Raw genomic sequence first — 19,230 nt, forward strand, 5'->3', positions numbered from 1 at the left:
ACGACTTTTGGCGGGAGGGCATCTCGCTACCGCTTCTGGAGAAAGAGTAAGACCAAGTAAAGGCACTGCTTTTGCAAGGCGTTTTTCTGTGAAGGAAGAATCCCCACGCCTTAAGTAGGGGGAGTTGTCAACAATGATAGTCATGGTCATAGTGTAGGCGATCGCATATTGCAAGAACTTGGCAAAATTCTCCAACAGTACGCACTAGGAGCCGGAATAGTCGCCCGCACAGGTGGTGATAAATTCGCTATTTGTATGCGTGGCAATATTGAGCAAGGTAAAGCCTTTGCAGAGTTTCTCAAAACTCAGGTTCAAAATTATAAATTCCCTTTAGAGAACAAGTCTTTCCTTCAACTGACAGCTTCTTTAGGAGTCGTACCCATGAAGGGACATTCTTCTATGGAGCAAATATGGCAGGAAATCAATCAATGTATTTATGCTGCCAAACAAAGAGGACGTAACCAAGTTATCACCATTGAAGACTTTGATGCGATCGCAGATGCAGCAGGACAAGACAAGCTAATCGCTGATTTTGAGCATCGCATCCGAGTGACTGCCGAACGAATGATTAATGAGATGGTATTAAAAGCCAGTCGTTTAGCGCAAAAATACCGAGCCGAAGCCGAACATGATGGTTTAACTGAGGTTTTCAATCGTCGCTATCTCGACAGATTACTACCCCGTGAAATTGAAAAATCACATAAGTATAAAAAATTATTAGTAGTTATCCTACTCGATTTAGATCATTTTGGTGAAGTAAATCGCACCTACGGCTTTCCCACAGGCGATCGCGCCCTAAAAACCGCCGCACAAATACTGAAAAATAATGTCAGGTCGGTAGACTGGGTTACACGTTACGGTGGCGAGGAATTCTGTATCGTCATGGCTGACACAGACCTAAATACCGCCTGTCAGATAGCTGAACGAATTCGCCAAGCTTTGAGTCAGGAAATTGTCACCGCTTACAACAGTCAACAATTTTACATGACCGCTAGTTTTGGCGTTGTCGAATTGATAGAAAAAGATGTTCCGGTAGCTTTATTACAGCGTGCTAGCGACAAAGTTCGAGAAGCCAAAAAAAACGGACGCAATCAAATCCGTTTTTGAAGCGACAAAGGCTAATAGGTTAGCCTTAGCTTAGTTATGGAAGAAAGAGTCTCAAGGGCTTAAGGAGATAGGGATTAATACAAACTTATGCCAAATTTGGACTGTGTTGATTGCTTTGTTTTTGCGATGGAGACTTGGGGTATAGAGGTTGACCTCACTTACCCCAAATCACTCTATGAAGATGGGATTAAACGATGAAAACAAAACGAGAATCGGTTGAGAGGCTTGTTGAGTTTAAACCTTCGTTTTTAAGGACTGCAATCAATTCTGTTCCAGAATTGGTAAAGATACCGACAGATGCTTTACCTGTAGACACAGATGATGGAACTGGACTCAAAGAGTAGTTGCTAGCTGTTCCCTTCAGCTGAATCCGATCCTGAGCTTCAAAGCTGATAATCTTGGCATAGTCATTAAAGCCACCAAAGCTGTAAAAGACTGAGGTGCTATTTCCCAGAATATAGGTGTCTGCACCGTCACCACCGTTGAGTTCATCGATTTGATTTGCGCTACCTGTACCACTTCCCCAACCAATGAGCATATCATTATCGTCGCCGCCTTGGAGGTCATCATTGCCAAGTCCACCAATTAGTGTGTCGTTATCATCACCACCAATAAGTTTGTCGTTACCACCCTGACCATCAAGGTAATCATTACCTTCCGCACCGCCAAGAAACTCATTAGCACTGGTACCAATAACGCGATCGCTTCCTGCTTTGGCATTAACCTTATCCTTATTAATACCGCTAAGTTGACTCACATAAATGATGTCATTGCCTGCAGTCGCATTATTATTAGCAACGATCAGGTCAAAGGGGTTACTAACGCCACTACGTCCATCATTGGCTGTGACATTCACCGTAAAAATACCAGCGTTAGAAGTAGAGCCTGATATTATACCAGTGTTGACATTAATGCTAAATCCACTGGGCAATCCTGTAGCACTGTAAGTAAGAACATCTCCTTGGTCAATATCAGTAAAGTTGGTACTGATATTGAATGAGAAGGATTGGTTAACTGAGATGATTTGATCCTCAATGGCTGGACTTACTAGAGTGGGGGCATCATTAACGCCTGTAATAGTGAAATTGACAGAAGCAGTCGATGTTGCTCCTTGAGAATCTACAATTGTGTAACTGAAGCTATCTGTAGCAGTTTGTCCCACACTCAGGAAATCGAATCCTGTAGCGCTGTAGCTCAGGCTTTGAGTACTAGAGTTAAATAATACAGTTCCCTTTGTTCCTGTAGTGGTGACGCTGAGAATATTCTTTGTGTCTCCTGTATCGACATCAGTATCGTTGCTCAATAAGCTGTTATACATGTTAGTCGTCGTGCTGTCTTCGTTAATGTTGAAGGAGTCAGCAACGGCATAAGGCGCGTCATTAACGCCTGTGAGGTTAATAGTCAGGGTTTGATTGGCTGTAGCACCATCTCCATCACTGACTTGCAAAGTAAAGCTTTCAACCGCATTGGTTGTAAGCGCTTCAATCGCCGCATCATCGGGAGTAAAGGTGTATGCGCCTGTGGTTTTGTTCAGGCTTAAGGTGCCATAATTCCCGGCTTTGGTGACTGTCGTAGCGTTAGTTGTACCGCCAACTATGCCATAGGTGAAACTATCACCGCTATCTCTATCGCTGCTGGTGAGTTGTCCACTGATGGGATTGAAGCTGTCATTATTCGCTGTGTCAATGTAGCTAGCGGCGCTAACAGTAGCAGTAAGTGTCGGTGTATCGTTAACACCTGTGAGGTTAATAGTCAGGGTTTGATTGGCTGTAGCACCATCTCCATCGCTGACTTGCAACGTGAAGCTTTCAACCGCATTGGTTGTAAGTGCTTCAATCACTGCATCATCGGGAGTAAAGGTGTATGCGCCTGTGGTTTTGTTTAGGCTTAAGGTGCCATAAGTTCCAGCTTTGGTGACTATCGTAGCGTTAGTTGTACCGCCGACTATGCCATAGGTGAAACTATCACCGCTATCTCTATCGCTGCTGCTAAGTTGTCCACTGATAGCGTTGAAACTGTCGTTATTCGCCGTGTCGATGTAGCTAGCGGCGCTAACAGTAGCAGTGAGTGTTGGTGTATCATTAACGCCTGTCAGGTTAATAGTCAGGGTTTGATTGGCTGTAGCACCATTGTCATCGCTGACTTGCAACGTGAAGCTTTCAACCGCATTGGTTGTGAGTGCTTCAATCGCCGCATCATCAGGAGTAAAGGTGTATGCGTTTGTGGTTTTGTTCAGGCTTAAGGTGCCATAAGTTCCAGCTTTGGTAATTATCGTAGCGTTAGTTGTACCGCCGACTATGCCATAGGTGAAACTATCGCCACTATCTCTGTCGCTGCTGTTAAGTTGTCCACTGATAGCGTTGAAACTGTCGTTATTCGCCGTGTCGATGTAGCTAGCGGCAGTCACAGTAGCAGTGAGTGTTGGTGTATCGTTAACGCCTGTCAGGTTAATAGTCAGGGTTTGATTGGCTGTAGCACCATTGTCATCACTGACTTGTAAAGTAAAGCTTTCAACGGCATTGGTTGTAAGCGCTTCAATCGCCGCATCATCGGGAGTAAAGGTGTATGCGCCTGTGGTTTTGTTTAGGCTTAAGGTGCCATAATTCCCGGCTTTGGTAATTGTCGTATTGTTATTAGTACCGCCAACTATGCCATAGGTGAAACTATCACCGCTATCTCTATCGCTGCTGCTAAGTTGTCCACTGATAGCGTTGAAACTGTCGTTATTCGCCGTGTCGATGTAGCTAGCGGCAGTCACAGTAGCAGTGAGTGTTGGTGTATCATTAACGCCTGTCAGGTTAATAGTCAGGGTTTGATTGGCTGTAGCACCATTGTCATCACTGACTTGTAACGTGAAGCTTTCAACCGCATTGGTTGTGAGTGCTTCAATCGCCGCATCATCAGGAGTGAACGTATACGCGCCTGTAGTTTTGTTCAGGCTTAAGGTGCCATAATTCCCAGCTTTGGTAATTGTCGTATTGTTATCAGTACCGCCAACTATGCCATAGGTGAAACTATCGCCACTATCTCTGTCGCTGCTGGTAAGTTGTCCACTGATGGGATTGAAGCTGTCGTTAGTCGCTGTGTCAATGTAGCTAGCGGCGCTAACAGTAGCAGTAAGTGTCGGTGTATCGTTAACACCTGTGAGGTTAATAGTCAGGGTTTGATTGGTTGTAGCACCATCTCCATCACTGACTTGCAACGTGAAGCTTTCAACCGCATTGGTTGTGAGTGCTTCAATCGCCCCATCATCAGGAGTGAACGTATACGCGCCTGTAGTTTTGTTCAGACTTAAGGTGCCGTAATTCCCAGCTTTAGTAATTGTCGTACCGTTATCAGTACCGCCGACTATGCCATAGGTGAAACTATCACCGCTATCTCTGTCGCTGCTGCTAAGTTGTCCACTGATGGCGTTGAAACTGTCGTTATTCGCCGTGTCGATGTAGCTAGCGGCGCTAACAGTAGCAGTGAGTGTCGGTGTATCGTTAACGCCTGTCAGGTTAATAGTCAGGGTTTGATTGGCTGTTGCACCATCTCCATCACTAACTTGCAAAGTGAAGCTTTCAACCGCATTGGTTGTGAGTGCTTCAATCACTGCATCATCGGGAGTAAAGGTGTATGCGCCTGTGGTTTTGTTCAGGCTTAAGGTACCATAATTCCCAACTTTGGTGACTGTCGTATTGTTATCAGTACCGCCGACTATGCCATAGGTGAAACTATCACCGCTATCTCTGTCGCTGCTGCTAAGTTGTCCACTGATAGCGTTGAAGCTGTCGTTATTCGCCGTGTCGATGTAGCTAGCGGCGCTAACAGTAGCAGTAAGTGTCGGTGTATCGTTAACACCTGTTAGATTGATGTTGAGTGATTTGGAATCTGTACCACCATCTCCATTGGTGACAGTGACTGTAAAGGATTCAGAGGTATTTGTTTTTAGGGCTTCAATAGCGGTGTCATTGGGAACAAACCGATAAGCGCCTGTACTGCTGTTGAGGTAAAGCTTACCGTAGGTGCCAGTTTTGGAAAGGGTAAAACCACTCAAGGTAGAGTCTGCGATCGCGCTAACCAATCCATAGGTTAAAGTTTGACCAGCATCTTCAGCAGTAACAGTAAGCGTACCAGTTACAGGCAGAAAATTATCATCATTAGCAGTATCAAAATAAGCGATAGGATTAGGCGGCGTCAAAACTGGATCGTCGTTAACTGGAGTAACGTCAATCGTGATGCTGTTGGGAGTTTGATCTAGATTGACTCCATTATTAGCAGTGCCACCGTTATCTTCTACTTGGAAGGTGAACAAAGCATAATTGTTGCCGTTCGCGTTGAGAGCAGGGGTGAATCGGAAATTGCCTGCAATAATGTCGCTGGCATTTATAAAAGTACCTGCTATGACGGCAGCACCATTGAGGGTGAGATTACCTGCTGCAGGAACTGTAGTGATGCGGACACGATTGAAGGCATGATTCTCAATATCACTGAAGCCAAAATCAGACACAGTAAAGATATAGCCTGTGTCCTCATTCGTTGTAATTGTTTTATTGCTTCCAGAAGGTGCATCGTTAACAGAGATGACGTTAACGGTTGAGATTCGGGCAATGCTAGTTGCACCGCTAATATCCGTAACAACAAAGCTAATGTTTCTAGGTGTGGTGTTTGGGTTTTGGGAGGTGTTTCTGTAGGTAATGCTTCGCAGCACTGTTTGATAAACTGAGGCGGCTACTGTACCAGTTAACGTTAGCGTTCCAGTTGTTGTGTTGTAGGAGGCTGTAATACCCGTGCCTGATGTATTAGCAGCTAAGGATTCGGCATTGCCATCAAGTAAGTTGGTAATGGTGATGGTAGCCGAGAAAATATTTTGATTCTCAGGTTCGCTTAAAGTTAACCCACTAGTGACTGTGCTGACGATGCTAGTTGCAGCTGCATCTTCGGTAAAGGTGGCACTAAAGTCGTTGCCAGTGGTATTACCATTTAAGTCCAGTACCGGAGGCTCGAAGATGCGGGCAAACACTCCTGTACTATCACCGGAACCGTTACCATACCAGGTGACTACTAAATTGCCATTAGCAAGCTGATCAACACTGTAAGTCCCATTTGCAAAAGTTTGATTCCACTGGTCGCCGGAGGTTGTCTGATTAATTAAAAACTCAGTGCCAATTGCTGTGCCACTGGCGTTATAGCGTCGCCCATAAACGCCCCAACCATTGCCGTCTTGTCCAGATGATGACCAGATGACGACAAAGCCTCCGTCCGAAACGGACAATGCTGTTACTGAAGAATACAGCTGATCGTTGGTAGTAGTGGTGTTAATGCGAAATTGCAAGCCTTCTGCTGTACCATCGGTGTTATAGCGTTGCCCAAAGATGCCCCAACCACTGCTGTCACCGACAGATGATGACCATGTAACAACAAAGTTACCATCCGCAAGCCCTGCTACCGATGAATATTGCTGATCGCCGTTGGTGGTGGTGTTAATGCGAAATTGGGAACCAGCAACGGCTCCACTGGCGTTATAGCGTTGCCCATAGATACCCCAACCATTACCGTCCTGACCATTTGATGACCAGGTAACAACAAAGCCACCATCCGACAGTGCCGTTACTGAAGAATAGTGCTGGTCATTGGCGGTAGTGGTGTTAATCAGAAATTGAGAGCCAGCAGTTCCACTGGCATTATAGCGCCGACCATAAATGCCCCAACCATTACCGTCCTGACCATTTGATGACCAGGTAACCACAAAACCACCATCCGACAGTCCCGTTACTGAAGAATACAACTGGTCATTGGCGGTAGTGGTGTTAATCAGAAATGCGGAGCCAGCAGTTCCACTGGCATTATAGCGCCGACCATAAATGCCCCAACCATTACCGTCCTGACCATTCGATGACCATGTAACAACAAAGCCACCATCTGATAGTGACGTTACTGAAGAATACTGCTGGTCATTGGCGGTAGTGGTGTTAATGAGAAATTGGGAGCCAACAGCGGCTCCACTGGCGTTATAGCGTTGCCCATAAATGCCCCAACCATTGCCGTCACCGACAGATGATGACCATGTAACAACAAAGCCACCATCTGATAGTGCCGTTACCGAAGAATACCACTGATCGCCATTAGTTGTAGTATTGACGCGAAATTCGTTACCTAAGGTCGCACGATACTGAGATTGAACTGAAGGCAAAAATGCCAATCTGGGATTTATTGGTGCGGTTGCAATTTCCAGATGCCAATTTCCGCCAAGATTATTGTTACCAATCTTGGTTGCAGATGCAGCAATGTTGGCCCCAGTCATTTGGCTGAAATTATGAATAAAGGCTTGACCGCGATCGCCTTTTGCTACCTCACAACTATAGAGCGCAATCTCTTCTACGCCCCATTCTTGTAGCAGGTAAGCTTTCCTATGCAATTGCTCTAGATTCAGGGGATTTGCACCAATGTACATTACACCTGGTTCGCCGTGAGCAACGATCGCTAATTGCTTCGCTCCCGTTTTCGTTAATAGTTGGGTAATAGTTGTCAGCGCATCTTCATCTGCTCCTAAAATATGGGGTATTGCTCCTTCAACTAACCCATTTAAAAAAGTTGGCAGATCGCAAACCCGACTATCGAACACTACCAACACTTTACCCACTACTACATTTAAGCTGCTGATGTATTTGATTTTATTGCTTTGATTTCCTAGAGCGATCGCTGCATTTAATAAATGCGAATCTTGCAACAATATATTTTTATTACAATTCATTAAAATAATTTCTCCTAATAATTAATTTCACATTTAACAGCTTCACTCTTCAATAGTATTTTTTTGAATAATCACCGAAATGCTTTTTTAATAATCATGGCAAACCCATAATAATAACACACAATATATTACTCACTGCGGTATACCAGCAAACATAATGAATGCAGTCAGAATATTAGAGCAAATCAACTTACTACGACGAACTGATTGGTAACTTATCATTATTGCAGGTATAGTGTATGGAAATTTTACTAGAAAGAAAATTTATGCATTCCTCTATTTTAGTAAGCTGAAATATATAGTTTTCTATGAAATCAATGTATTTTAAAACACATTTACTTCATGATTTCTTTAATTTTGATTAGTTACTAATAACATGCAATAAATCAAAGCAGCAATTTGCTTGATTTTGCTTATTGCTAACTCACTTTCTCGGAATACTTTTATGCTTATTAGCCTAAATTGCAGTGAAAAGGACTTAAGTAAGTCGGTGGAAAAAAACCAAACTATGTTAAGAAACGTAAATTGGCTTGAAACCTTTACCAATGACAAATGACTAATGACTAATGACAGCCCTTGCCAGTTATGTTTAATTGCACCGCCCTACTTACTTGAAATTGCAAGGGCTTTTTAAAGCTTTCTGAAGTAGGGCTTGATATTCTTTATCGCGAATCCGATAAGCTCCAAATCTCGCCAAATGGGGATTCATCATTTGTGCGTCAAACAGGACAAATTGCTTTTGACGCAATCTCTCCACCAACTTTACCATTGCTACCTTTGAGCCTTCAGGAATGCGGTAAAACATCGATTCGCCAATAAAAGCACCTGCGATCGCAATTCCTAAAATTCCCCCAGCTAGTTCATCACCTTGCCAAGTTTCAAAACTAAAAGCGTAACCATGCTGGTAAAGTAGCTGATATATTTCCTTTAATTCTCCTGAAATCCAAGTAGTCTCGCGGTTAGCGCAACCAGCTACCACCGCCGGAAAATCACGATTAATGGCGACTGTAAACCGTTCTTGGTTCAAAACCCGCTGCAGCGATTTAGGATAGCGAAATCTGTCATCTAAAGGAATCAATGTGCGATCGCGGCTACCATACCAGCCCAAGCCTCCATAGTCATCAGCCATGAGAAAATAGCCTTGAGCATAACCTTGAATAATCGCAGCGATATCATATTCCATAGTGCAGATTGCAATAAAAAACATATTCATAACGCAATTCGATGGTAACAGCCATCACCTGCGTTCCCATACATTTCTCTTTGTATCCCTCTGCGTTTAAAAAAAATGACAGAACCAATTCCGCCAATCACTCTACCACCATCCGAAAATCCCCAGCTTGAAGGCGAATGGCTACAACAAAGCCTGCTACGATGGCTGGATACAGAATTTCTCCCAGAAACAGTTAATCGCAAGATTGCTCAACGCGCCACCCAGATTTTTGTCCGTCAACGCATGGAAGGAGAAAACGACCTTGGTTCCCTAGTAATTGCCATTGTTACAGAGATGCAGGCCTTTGATTTTTCTAAAAGCTTTTATGGAGAGTTTGCGATCGCCAACGCCGTCAGCGATCTACTCTTAGAAAGTCTGGGAATCGATCGGTGTTGCGGTCAATAAACAAAGTCCATAGTCAAAAGTCCATAGTCAAAAGTTCAAAACTATTGACAATTGACTATTGACCAATGACTAATGACTACCAGCTAGACTTAACCACTCCAGGTAACAAACCTTCGTGCGCCCATTCCCGCAGGACGTTCCGAGATAGCCCAAAGTCACGATATACACCTCTAGGACGACCTGTTACCCAGCAACGGTTACGGCGACGGTTAGGTGCGCTGTTACGGGGTAATTGTTGAATTTTGCGGTGAATTTCTAACTTGTCTAGGGGAGATTCAGCATTTTGGAAGTCTAACTGTAATGCTTCCCGCTTCTCAGCATACTTTTCTACCAACTTAGCGCGCTTTTTCTCGCGCTCAATCATGCTCTTTTTGGCCATACACTCTCTAATTTATTTAAAGACAGCATTTTCCATTCTACAGTTAGGACAGGTTTTTAACCTTAATTCCTAGCAATTCTAGGGCTGCTATTATAGCTTATCCTACTGACGTTGGCTTATTCGCATTTGGGCACAAATCTGCTAATTCACAAGCAACACATAAGGGAGAACGCGCTTTACACACAGCCCTTCCGTGATAAATCAAGCGAATTGACCAATTTTCCCAATCTGCTTGTGGTAATAACTTCATCAAATCTCGCTCAATCTGAACAGGATCTGTATGTTTTGTCAAACCCAAATGATTGCTAAGGCGTTTAACGTGAGTATCAACAGTCACCCCAGCATTAATTCCATAAGCATGAGCTAAAACCACATTAGCCGTTTTCCGCGCTACCCCAGGAAGTGTTAATAGTTCTTCCATTGTATTGGGAACTACAGAGTTAAACTCAGTCACAATCTTTCGACAAGCGCCTTGAATATTCTTCGCCTTATTTCGATAAAATCCTGTCGAACGTACCAATTCTTCCAACTCTGTCAAATCAGCATTAGCCAAGCTTTCAGCATCAGGAAAGCGAGCAAATAAAGCTGGTGTCACTTTATTCACTCGTTCATCAGTACACTGTGCAGACAATATTGTTGCTACCAATAGCTGCACAGGTGTTTCGTAATTTAAAGAGCAAGTTGCATCTGGATAAAGGCACTGCAAGCGAGTTAAAATTTCTAGCGCTCGTTGCTTCTTAGATGGGGGTTTGCGAGTAGCAATCACTGGAACAATTTTTGTACCCACTCCAACTGTATGGTTAATTGAGTAGTTTCTTTAACAATCAGGAAAATACCTAGACCTAACAGTAGCACCAAACCTGTTTGCATAACACCTTCTTGAATGCGCATAGGTAAGGGCTTACCGCTTAAACCTTCAATCAACAGAAAAGCCAGTTGTCCGCCATCTAAAGCTGGTAGGGGCAAAATGTTGATGATTGCCAAGTTAATGCTGATTAATGCTGCAAAGAAGAACAAACTGCCGGTATCATTTTGGGCAATGTTAGCACCAATTTCCACAATTTTCACTGGGCCAGCTACTTGGCTTGCAGTTTCACCAAAGTTAGTAATTAGCTGTCCAAAACCTTTAAAGGTCATCAGCACAATGCGCTGAAATTCAGTCGCACCAACTGACAAAGCTTCAATCGGGTTAGAAATACGACGACGCTCAACTTTACCGTTGGGAGAAAGCTCAATGCCAATTGTACCGCCTTTAGATTTTGCTTCTGGCACCACAGTTAGCGATAACTTTTGGTCACCACGAGCAATTTCCAGTTCAACTGGCTTACCTGCACTAGTTTTAATTAAATCTCTAAAAGCGTCGATTTCTTGCAAAGAAGTGCCAAATTTTCTTTGATTAGCCGATACTATGACATCTCCTGGTTTAATTCCCGCATTTGCTGCTACAGGGCTGGCGTTTGGTGCTAAATGTTGAATAAAAACGCCGGGTTGATTAGCATGTCCTACACCAACAAAACTAACTTGTCCCACCAACAGCAAATAGGCAAATATTAAATTGGCGATCACACCTGCACTGATGACGATCGCTCTATCTAATATAGGACGGTTACGCAGCAGATTCGGGTCATTGGGGGGAATATTGCTATCTGGATCGTCATCAGGAAAGCCGACAAAGCCGCCCAAAGGAAAAGCGCGGATAGCATATTCGGTTTCTGTACCTTGGTATTTCCAAAGAACCGGGCCAAAACCTAAAGAAAACCGGTTAACATGAATGCCCTGAGAACGTGCTGCAATGAAATGTCCTAGTTCGTGTACCAAGATCAAAACAGCCAAAACTGCGATCGCTGCTAAAACTGACATAGATCAAACAAGATATTAAGCTATATACATATTTCCATTCTAAAATGTGTCAATCGTTAGCATTGGTCTTTACACCCTGGAATTGAACATTTTCTCTCTAAAGGTCAGTAGTCAGTTGTTAGAGACGCGATTAATCGCGTCTGTACAATGGTCAACAGCCAACAGTCCAGAAATTCTTGACAAATGACCAATGACCAATAACTACAATACTTCCCTCCCTAAATAGGGTTGCAGGACTTCTGGTATCAAAACTGTCCCATCTGGCTGTTGATAATTCTCCAAAATTGCTGCCATAGTTCTACCTACAGCCAAACCAGAACCATTGAGGGTATGGACAAACTGTGTACCTTTTTTACCTGCTTCCTTGAAGCGAATATCCGCCCGTCGTGCCTGGAAATCAATAAAATTAGAACAGCTAGAAATTTCTCGGTATTTCCCTGCTGAAGGTAACCAAACCTCTAAATCATAGGTTTTGGTAGCAGAAAATCCTAAATCTCCCGTGCATAAATTGATGACTCGGTAAGGTAATCGCAACGCTTGTAAAATCGCTTCTGCATTTCCTACCAGTTTTTCTAGTTCATCAAAAGAACTACTCGGATGCACAAATTTCACCAATTCTACTTTATTGAATTGATGCAGACGAATTAATCCCCGCATATCACGCCCATAACTCCCAGCTTCGCGCCGAAAACAGGGAGTATAAGCACAATGGTAAATAGGTAAATCTTCCGCATCCAGAATTTCTCCACGATATAGGTTAGTTACGGGAACTTCTGCTGTAGGAATTAACCACAAATCATCATCAGCACATTTAAAGCTATCTTCAGCAAACTTGGGTAATTGACCGGTTGCTGTCAACGACTCGCTATTTACCAAAATCGGCGGACTGACTTCTAAATAACCGGCTTCAATTTGACGCGCCAGCATAAATTGAATTAACGCCCTCTCCAGCGCCGCGCCAGCACCGATGAGGTTGACAAAACGACTTTGGGCAATTTTCACAGCCCGCGCTACATTCAAAATACCTAGCTTTTCGCCAATTTCCCAATGGGGGAGAATATTTGGGTTTTGAGGAATATATTCATTACCCCAACGCCGAACTTCTATATTCTCTTCTTCACTTTTACCAACAGGCGTATACTCACTGGGTAAATTAGGAAGTGCAAGCACCAATTGCTCAATTTCCGCTTTAATCGCTTTTTCTTGCGGTTCTAGTTCGCTCAATTGAGCCTTGACCGAATTACCCTCATCCCGCAAAGATTGAATTTCTGGCGACTGTGCATCAATTCCAGATTTAATCTTTTGCCCAACAATCTTACCAATTTCATTACTCCGGGCTTGGAGTTGACTGCGAGTGCCTTCCAATTCCCGTTGTTTTTGATTTAACTCTAATATTGGTTGAATATCGTATTTACCACTACGGCTATTCAAGCGTTCTTGAACTAATTGGGGATTTTCTCGTATTTGCTTAATATCCAGCACAGATTTTTCTTTATCTTTTGCCTAGTATTTCCTGCCAACACATCAGCATATCCTGATTTTGGTATAACAGCACAGGATTTACAATACAAAATTTAATTAAATCTCGTATATTGTCAAACCTAGCCTGAAAATGGGCATGGGGGATTGGGCATGGGGCATGGGAAGGAAGACAAGGAGGACAATTGTACAGACGCGATGAATCGCGTCTCTGACCAATGACTATTGACTAAGGCTTACTAATCCGATTGAGTAGCCACAACGATGCAATCAACCCTGCAAAGTGAGCCATTACAGTATTGGTATTTGCTTGGACGACAAACATATCTAAACCGCTAATGAATGGTTGATTACCTTGAGGCGAAAAGATAAATTGAGTTTGGGTAATTGCTCTGGCTGCTAACGTTCCAACGATCGCCTGTGCTCCTAAAAGAGTCAAGAGAATTCCCACTAAATTTACCATCACACCTAAACGCAATACTTGTATAGTTTCGCTTTTACGCGGTCGGTTGTTGGGATTACCAGATAAGAGTTGAGTACCTAGTCTGCTGTAACGAAAAGCTAAATAAATTCCTACACCCAAGGTAACTAGCCCGCAAATTGCCAAAAAAATGCCAAATCCTGCTCCCGCATTATTACCTGTACTCCCAGGTCTTTGGCTAGAGATGGCAAATAACAGCAAAATCACACCAGAAACTACACCTAATACCAGCTGTATCCAAAAACTGATCCAACCTATTAGGCGAAACTTCTGACCAATTGCTCGAATATTAGAAGACGATGTAATGTCAGGATTTTGCGACATAAGCTGTTACCAATTTACTAGGCACTTTTAACATATATGGGCATCGGGTATGGGGCATTGGGCATTGGGCATTGGGCATTGGGCAGATGGGCATTGGGCATTGGTAGTGGCAAGAGTAATTATTATCCCAGATTTAGCCCCTCACACCTAGTTCCTAGTCCCTAGCCGCCCCTAGCCCCTCACACCTAGCCCCCATATTCTACGGTCTGCACTGGGATAATCATTGTAAAAAAAGTGTTTATTAACTTTTACAGACAAAATTGCATTTTACCTGTAAAATTTCATCGATGGCATCTTATGCTTAAGCAGTTCTAACCAGCTCGGCATCACTTGACACTAAGGTGTTGGCTTTGCCAATATCTTAAATTGCTCCTCACCACATCGTCTTGAGCTTGGGCAGGGATGCATTTTCTGTTTCCCTGAAACTCACACAATCGTCCTACAACTTCAACTGATGTAGGACAGCCTTGTCTTGTCTACGTTTGTAAATTATGCCTAAGTAGCGCTATATCCTTACTTAGAAAAAAGTATCGCTATATACTGGCTACCAGCATTTTAGTTCTTACCCTAAGGCATTTTTTAGCCATTCCCTAACCATGAAACTTGAGGATATATATCAATTCTTTGAGAATCCTCCGCCAACTTACCTCTGTCAGGAACTAGCAGTTTGTTACATTCTGTATGTTTTACTGCAAGGTGAATCTTACGGAACCGAGTTGATCCAGCGACTGGAGAATGAATATCCAACCTATCGGCTTTCGGATACCGTACTGTATAGTGCGATTAAATTTCTCGAAGACCAAAGGGCAATAGATGGATACTGGAAGAAACTCGAAGGGCGGGGACGCCCGAGGCGGATGTACCAAGTTTCTCCAGAATGGCAAGCTCAATCGCAAGATTTAGCTCGGCTTTGGCTCGAGTACATCAATCAACGAACAAAGTAACGAATAATTAATAATGAAATGAATAAGTCGCCTCCAATCAAATAGTACCTGTTTTAGTTATGGATACTGCTATTCTGCCATCCACGTTTCTACTTACCTTGTTGTTGTCGGTTGGGCTGTTTTTCTTTATTCGCGCTTCTACTAAAGAGCGTACTCAGACAGCACAACTGATCTCTGAGCAAGATGAAGCCACTTTGATGCCTCAACTTAAGGAGTATTTTCGCTCCCGTTCTTATCGAGTGGCAGCAGTAGATCGTGAACAAAACCAAGTGACTTTTGAAGGGTTTGTTAAACCAAGCTGGTTTCTAGCTGTGTTTTTAACGCTGCTAGCATTTGCTGGTTTGGTTTGTTTGTCTCTGGTTTTGTCAATACTTTTTCCGAGTGTTCGTAGCCTATTTTTTGGGCTACTACTGCTCTCACCTATGAGTGGTATTTTTTATTGGAAGAAAGCCGGAAGACTTGAGAAAGTGTCGCTCAAACTGGAATCAAACCCGAATCAGCAACAATCCTCAAGTAAAATAACTGTAATTGCTCATCGAGACGAACTCACAGAGTTGCAGAAGGCACTACAGTTAAAAGCTATTTGATAAATTTTCAATTTCTGCACATCTTTTGGGTATGATATGCTGACTTCTGTCTAAATTTTCCGGAAACACACACTAGGAATCTGAAATTAGAATCTATAAGATGTCAGTTTCCCTACGATACGAGATCGTAGGGAAATAACTATAGCAGTTGACAGAGTGTCCTAAGCAATCTACCAAATAAACGTGCAATTTAGCTCCCGCTAGGAAACACTTTTCGCTCTATGCTGACTTCTGTATCGATTACGAAGCTATCAATCAACCCATGCAAACTAGCTTGGTTTGAAACAAGTCGATTTTCCCATTACCTGGAATAGCCCAACTGGCAACTCAGCTACAAAGTCAAATCAAACTTTTGCATAACGCCAGCAATTTTGCCAGTTAAATGATTGTCAGAAGTAACATTAAGGCGTAAGATAACCATTTGTAGTTCAACGACTAGCTAAAGCTAGGGTTTCCTGACCGGCGGGAGGTTCTAATACCCTCAGGCTGGGAAACAAGAAATGGTTCTCTTCTACGTATTGAGCACCAAACAGTCCCTTTTCTGCCCAGAAATATCGGTCTGTGGTGTGTTCGTTCCGTTTCACAAGTAGCAACGCAGGTGGCGCGATACCTTCAGCTTGAATAAATTTTCTGGCTGCTGTCACAGGTTTTTCTTCGCCACTTTCGATGCTATATTGAGGCACATGCTCTAGAATTCGACGCCCTTCTTGGCGACGACGACTTTTCCGTTTCCGTCTCCTTGCCAACCTATTTTCCTCCTCTTTCAAGCTATAGATTGTAGTGATAGCTACAAAATCCGTCGTAATTATATAAGTTCTAGTTCAAAAAATCAACAGTTTTTAAAGTATTGATACAACTTAAATAATCTCTTGAAAACAAGAGAAATCAAAATTAGGGAATATATAATTCCCTGAGACAAAGCATTACTAAGAAGATTTAGTTAAGCTTTATTAAATGGGTGAGGAACAAAATAACCCTCTTCTTTAATTTACCCCCAATTTCTATAAACTAGAGCAAAATCTGAAAAATGTTAATGTCTGCCAGTTCTGATTTTGTTGCTCTATGCCAAGAGCAAATAGCGCTATTGACCCAAGGGCTAGGAGCATCGTTGAGTATTGTCTACTTAACGCAAGAATTGGTGGATGCTCCCACAGGGGAGGCCAAACTGATTCCGGTGGTGGTATATCCAGAGACAGCTATATTACGGAAATTTGAGGGAACTGCTGATGCCAAAATGCCGGAAGAACTTACAGTACAAAATGTTTTGGCATTACCAGCGAATCAGGGAAAATTATTAACAGGTAGGGTAGAATCGACAAATTCATCACAGGAACCTGAGACTTCAGAGGAATATTTACTGAGTGAAAACCAAATTGTTTTACCCTTAATTCATGAGGGTGTGATGATGGGTTTATTAGTAACAGGTAGGGAAGATAGAGCTTGGAATGAGCAGGAACAAAGCGAAATTCAAAGAATAGCTCAAACTTTAGCGATCGCCTGTATTTTAGATCAGCGTCGTGCCTGGTTACAGCAGCAATTACATCAACAACAAATCCTGCAAGAACAGCAGCGAGATTTGCTGGATAACCTCCTACACCAGTTTCGCAATCCCTTAACAGCCATTAGGACGTTTGGAAAGCTGCTAATGAAGCGCTTGCGGGCGGGGGATGCGAATCGAGATGTGGCTGGTAATATCATCAGAGAAAGCGATCGCTTGCAAGAATTACTGCTACAGTTTGACCAAGTAATTGACTTAGCACCTCCAGATGTAGCACAGCGATCGCTTCCGGAAAATGAAGTAGTTGTAGAAGCTACCATTCATCAAGAAGCAAAACTTCCCCTGTTATTACCAGGAACAGGAGAACAAGCAACTGACTGTGCTTTATTGGAAATATTAACCCCGTTATTAGTATCGGCTAAAGCAATTGCTCAGGAACGAAAGCTGCAACTCATAACTAAAATTCCGCGAAACCTACCTTTAGTCCATGTGAATGTCAAGGCTTTACGAGAAGTATTGAGCAATATTTTAGATAATGCTTTGAAATACACTCCCTCTGGTGGGAAAATTCTGCTTCAGGTAGGGCAAGAGCAAGATAATTTACAGGGAATTGCTATTAGCGATACAGGCCCTGGTATTCCCCCAGAAGATTTAGCACATATTGGCGAACGTCATTACCGAGGCGTACAGGCGCAAACAGAAATTCCTGGTACTGGTTTGGGATTAGCGATCGCAAAACAATTAATAGAGCAAATGCAGGGTAAGATTGAAGTCTTTAGCCCTGCAATTAATTCCACAATCGCATCACCCAAGGCACCGGGAACAACTTTTATAATTTGGTTGCCAGAAGTTGAGAATTAGTCAAGGGTTGACCGTTGACCGTTGACTGTTGACTGTTGACTGTTGACTGTTGATTATCTCAACGAAACCAACAAGTTTTGATTGATGGTCATTTGTAGGTCGGTGTCGGGGTCGATGGCGATGAGGTCAACGCTGTTTTTACCGAAGAATAAGCCAATTAAAGCACCGATACCTGCGCCACCGAGTACTTCTTCTGTAGCGATCGCGCGATCGCCTGTGACGGCGGATACCGCAGCTGCGGCTCCTGCGCCCAAGACGGTATCTTTAATGATGGTGCCGACGTTTGTGCCCTTGTTGACTGTTTCTGTTTTGTTAATGACCTCAGAGGTGGCGTTAATTTGATATTCTTGACCTGATGTTAATACTAGTTTTTGGGCTACGAATTGCGAACCACCTTCAGCTGGTTTGAGTTGACCAACTACTTGACTACCTGCGGGAATCACTATCGCACCGTCTTGAGTGACGACGTTTTGCGCGACTGTTAGGGTTAAAGGTGCGGTTTCGGTTTTGGTTACAAGAATTTTTTCTGCTTTATCGTACTTCACAGGGATAGCAGTACCTTGAGGAATTGTTACTGCTACGGGTGTGGGTGTGGTATTTTGCAGCGCTACAACATAGGGTGAGTTAATCGCTGAGGCTTGATTGGAACTAACCAAAGCTTGATAGATAAAAGCTGCTACTTGTGCCCTGGTAGCGGTGCTAGTAGGATTGAGGAACTTAACATTGGGATAGTTGACTACAATTTGTTTTTCAGTTGCAGCTGCGATGGGGCTACGGGCATAGTCAGCAATGTTAGAAGCATCGTTGAAATATTGCAGAGTACTTTCAACATTACTATTAGGACTATATTCTAAACCGTTAGCGAGAGAAACTAAAACCTGTTGACGGGGAATTGCTTGGTTAGGTTCAAAGCGATTTCCGGGATATCCTGATAAGAAACCGATGGTATAAGCTTGCTGAATTGCACTAGACGCCCAATAGTTACTTGGTACATCTGTAAAATTAATTGCTTGCCGTTGTGGTGATTTTTGGAAAGCTTTGTTTACCATAGCAGCAAATTGAGCGCGGGTTACTGGTTCTTCTGGACGGAAACTACCATCAGGAAAGCCAGCAATTACACCTCTTTGTGATAATTGTTGAATAAATTGTGACGCCCAATAATTAGAAGAAACATCAGTAAAAGTAGTTTGAGCAAATGAGGGTGCTGCTGTAAATAAAGGTGCTACAGTACCTGTTGTGATGCTCAATGCCATGAGTGCAGCAGTGCCAGATTGCCAACGATTTAAAGCAAACATAGAGTTTAGTCCAATATAATTTATTTGTTTTTGTTGTTAAATAATTAGACAATTTAGTCAG

At 43.0% G+C, this 19,230-nt stretch carries 14 protein-coding genes and 1 pseudogene; 6 read left to right on the forward strand and 9 right to left on the reverse strand.

The window, feature by feature from the left end; all coding sequences use genetic code 11:
- Positions 1-144: 144 nt before the first annotated feature.
- Together H6G08_RS38305 and H6G08_RS38310 are read left to right on the forward strand one after the other, a co-directional pair.
- A pseudogene (locus H6G08_RS38305) lies at positions 145-459 on the forward strand (GGDEF domain-containing protein); the annotation flags it as partial.
- Positions 433-1,107: a GGDEF domain-containing protein gene (locus tag H6G08_RS38310; protein WP_339381708.1), complete on the forward strand. Its 675-nt coding sequence runs from the start codon at positions 433-435 to the stop codon at positions 1,105-1,107. The pseudogene H6G08_RS38305 and the gene H6G08_RS38310, both read left to right, overlap by 27 nt.
- A 187-nt stretch (positions 1,108-1,294) precedes the next feature.
- Here H6G08_RS38310 and H6G08_RS25440 read toward each other — a convergent pair whose 3' ends face one another.
- Together H6G08_RS25440 and aat are read right to left on the reverse strand one after the other, a co-directional pair.
- Positions 1,295-7,843 (reverse strand): cadherin-like domain-containing protein, encoded by a 6,549-nt coding sequence (locus H6G08_RS25440; protein WP_190548096.1) that lies wholly within the window; start codon positions 7,841-7,843, stop codon positions 1,295-1,297.
- Positions 7,844-8,450: 607 nt separating this feature from the next.
- A complete protein-coding gene (gene aat / locus H6G08_RS25445; protein WP_190548098.1) occupies positions 8,451-9,026 on the reverse strand; it encodes a leucyl/phenylalanyl-tRNA--protein transferase in 576 nt (191 codons plus the stop codon).
- Between the two features lie 105 nt (positions 9,027-9,131).
- Between aat and H6G08_RS25450 the strand changes: the two genes are divergently transcribed.
- Positions 9,132-9,461 carry a DUF8822 family protein gene (locus tag H6G08_RS25450; protein ID WP_190548100.1) on the forward strand — a complete coding sequence of 110 codons (330 nt, stop codon included), beginning with the start codon at positions 9,132-9,134 and terminating at the stop codon, positions 9,459-9,461.
- A 76-nt stretch (positions 9,462-9,537) separates the two neighbouring features.
- Here H6G08_RS25450 and rpsN read toward each other — a convergent pair whose 3' ends face one another.
- The 5 genes from rpsN to H6G08_RS25475 all read right to left on the reverse strand — a co-directional run bounded on the left by rpsN (position 9,538) and on the right by H6G08_RS25475 (position 13,984).
- The gene (gene rpsN, locus H6G08_RS25455) at positions 9,538-9,840 is read right to left on the reverse strand and encodes a 30S ribosomal protein S14 (RefSeq protein WP_167724537.1); all 303 of its coding nucleotides are present in this window, start codon (positions 9,838-9,840) and stop codon (positions 9,538-9,540) included.
- A 97-nt stretch (positions 9,841-9,937) separates the two neighbouring features.
- Positions 9,938-10,627 (reverse strand): endonuclease III, encoded by a 690-nt coding sequence (nth, locus tag H6G08_RS25460; RefSeq protein WP_190548102.1) that lies wholly within the window; start codon positions 10,625-10,627, stop codon positions 9,938-9,940.
- Entirely contained in the window at positions 10,603-11,700 is a 1,098-nt protein-coding gene (gene rseP / locus H6G08_RS25465; RefSeq protein WP_190548104.1) for an RIP metalloprotease RseP, read from the reverse strand. Before rseP ends, nth begins: the two co-directional genes overlap by 25 nt.
- A 201-nt stretch (positions 11,701-11,901) precedes the next feature.
- Positions 11,902-13,182 (reverse strand): serine--tRNA ligase, encoded by a 1,281-nt coding sequence (gene serS, locus H6G08_RS25470; protein ID WP_190548106.1) that lies wholly within the window; start codon positions 13,180-13,182, stop codon positions 11,902-11,904.
- Between the two features lie 226 nt (positions 13,183-13,408).
- On the reverse strand, positions 13,409-13,984 hold the full coding sequence (locus H6G08_RS25475; protein ID WP_190548108.1) for a DUF3611 family protein: 576 nt from the start codon (positions 13,982-13,984) through the stop codon (positions 13,409-13,411).
- A gap of 596 nt (positions 13,985-14,580) precedes the next feature.
- Here H6G08_RS25475 and H6G08_RS25480 point away from each other — a divergent pair.
- Together H6G08_RS25480 and H6G08_RS25485 are read left to right on the forward strand one after the other, a co-directional pair.
- Positions 14,581-14,928, forward strand: a complete 348-nt coding sequence (locus tag H6G08_RS25480; protein ID WP_096642102.1) for a PadR family transcriptional regulator — start codon at positions 14,581-14,583, stop codon at positions 14,926-14,928.
- A gap of 59 nt (positions 14,929-14,987) precedes the next feature.
- Positions 14,988-15,515: a cofactor assembly of complex C subunit B gene (locus H6G08_RS25485; protein WP_190548110.1), complete on the forward strand. Its 528-nt coding sequence runs from the start codon at positions 14,988-14,990 to the stop codon at positions 15,513-15,515.
- 428 nt (positions 15,516-15,943) lie between these two features.
- On the opposite strand, the gene H6G08_RS25490 is transcribed toward H6G08_RS25485, so the two are convergent.
- Positions 15,944-16,261 carry a DUF3155 domain-containing protein gene (locus tag H6G08_RS25490; protein ID WP_096642104.1) on the reverse strand — a complete coding sequence of 106 codons (318 nt, stop codon included), beginning with the start codon at positions 16,259-16,261 and terminating at the stop codon, positions 15,944-15,946.
- A gap of 281 nt (positions 16,262-16,542) precedes the next feature.
- On the opposite strand from H6G08_RS25490, the gene H6G08_RS25495 reads away from it, so the two are divergent.
- The gene (locus H6G08_RS25495; RefSeq protein WP_190548112.1) at positions 16,543-17,874 is read left to right on the forward strand and encodes a sensor histidine kinase; all 1,332 of its coding nucleotides are present in this window, start codon (positions 16,543-16,545) and stop codon (positions 17,872-17,874) included.
- Between the two features lie 53 nt (positions 17,875-17,927).
- Here the strand turns inward: H6G08_RS25495 and H6G08_RS25500 are convergent, their stop codons facing one another.
- Complete coding sequence (locus H6G08_RS25500; RefSeq protein WP_190548114.1) at positions 17,928-19,169, reverse strand: S-layer homology domain-containing protein; 1,242 nt, start codon at positions 19,167-19,169, stop codon at positions 17,928-17,930.
- Between the last annotated feature and the right edge of the window lie 61 nt (positions 19,170-19,230).

The organism is Calothrix anomala FACHB-343 (genome assembly GCF_014696435.1).
Lineage (GTDB): Bacteria > Cyanobacteriota > Cyanobacteriia > Cyanobacteriales > Nostocaceae > Aulosira > Aulosira anomala_A.

Coding starts and splice junctions, on each gene's coding strand:
- H6G08_RS25440 (WP_190548096.1), bottom strand. CDS start 7,843: ATGAATTGTAATAAAAATATATTGTTGCAAGATTCGCATTTATTAAAT.
- aat (WP_190548098.1), bottom strand. CDS start 9,026: ATGGAATATGATATCGCTGCGATTATTCAAGGTTATGCTCAAGGCTAT.
- H6G08_RS25475 (WP_190548108.1), bottom strand. CDS start 13,984: ATGTCGCAAAATCCTGACATTACATCGTCTTCTAATATTCGAGCAATT.
- rseP (WP_190548104.1), bottom strand. CDS start 11,700: ATGTCAGTTTTAGCAGCGATCGCAGTTTTGGCTGTTTTGATCTTGGTA.
- H6G08_RS25485 (WP_190548110.1), top strand. CDS start 14,988: ATGGATACTGCTATTCTGCCATCCACGTTTCTACTTACCTTGTTGTTG.
- H6G08_RS25500 (WP_190548114.1), bottom strand. CDS start 19,169: ATGTTTGCTTTAAATCGTTGGCAATCTGGCACTGCTGCACTCATGGCA.
- H6G08_RS25450 (WP_190548100.1), top strand. CDS start 9,132: ATGACAGAACCAATTCCGCCAATCACTCTACCACCATCCGAAAATCCC.
- rpsN (WP_167724537.1), bottom strand. CDS start 9,840: ATGGCCAAAAAGAGCATGATTGAGCGCGAGAAAAAGCGCGCTAAGTTG.
- H6G08_RS25480 (WP_096642102.1), top strand. CDS start 14,581: ATGAAACTTGAGGATATATATCAATTCTTTGAGAATCCTCCGCCAACT.
- H6G08_RS25495 (WP_190548112.1), top strand. CDS start 16,543: ATGTTAATGTCTGCCAGTTCTGATTTTGTTGCTCTATGCCAAGAGCAA.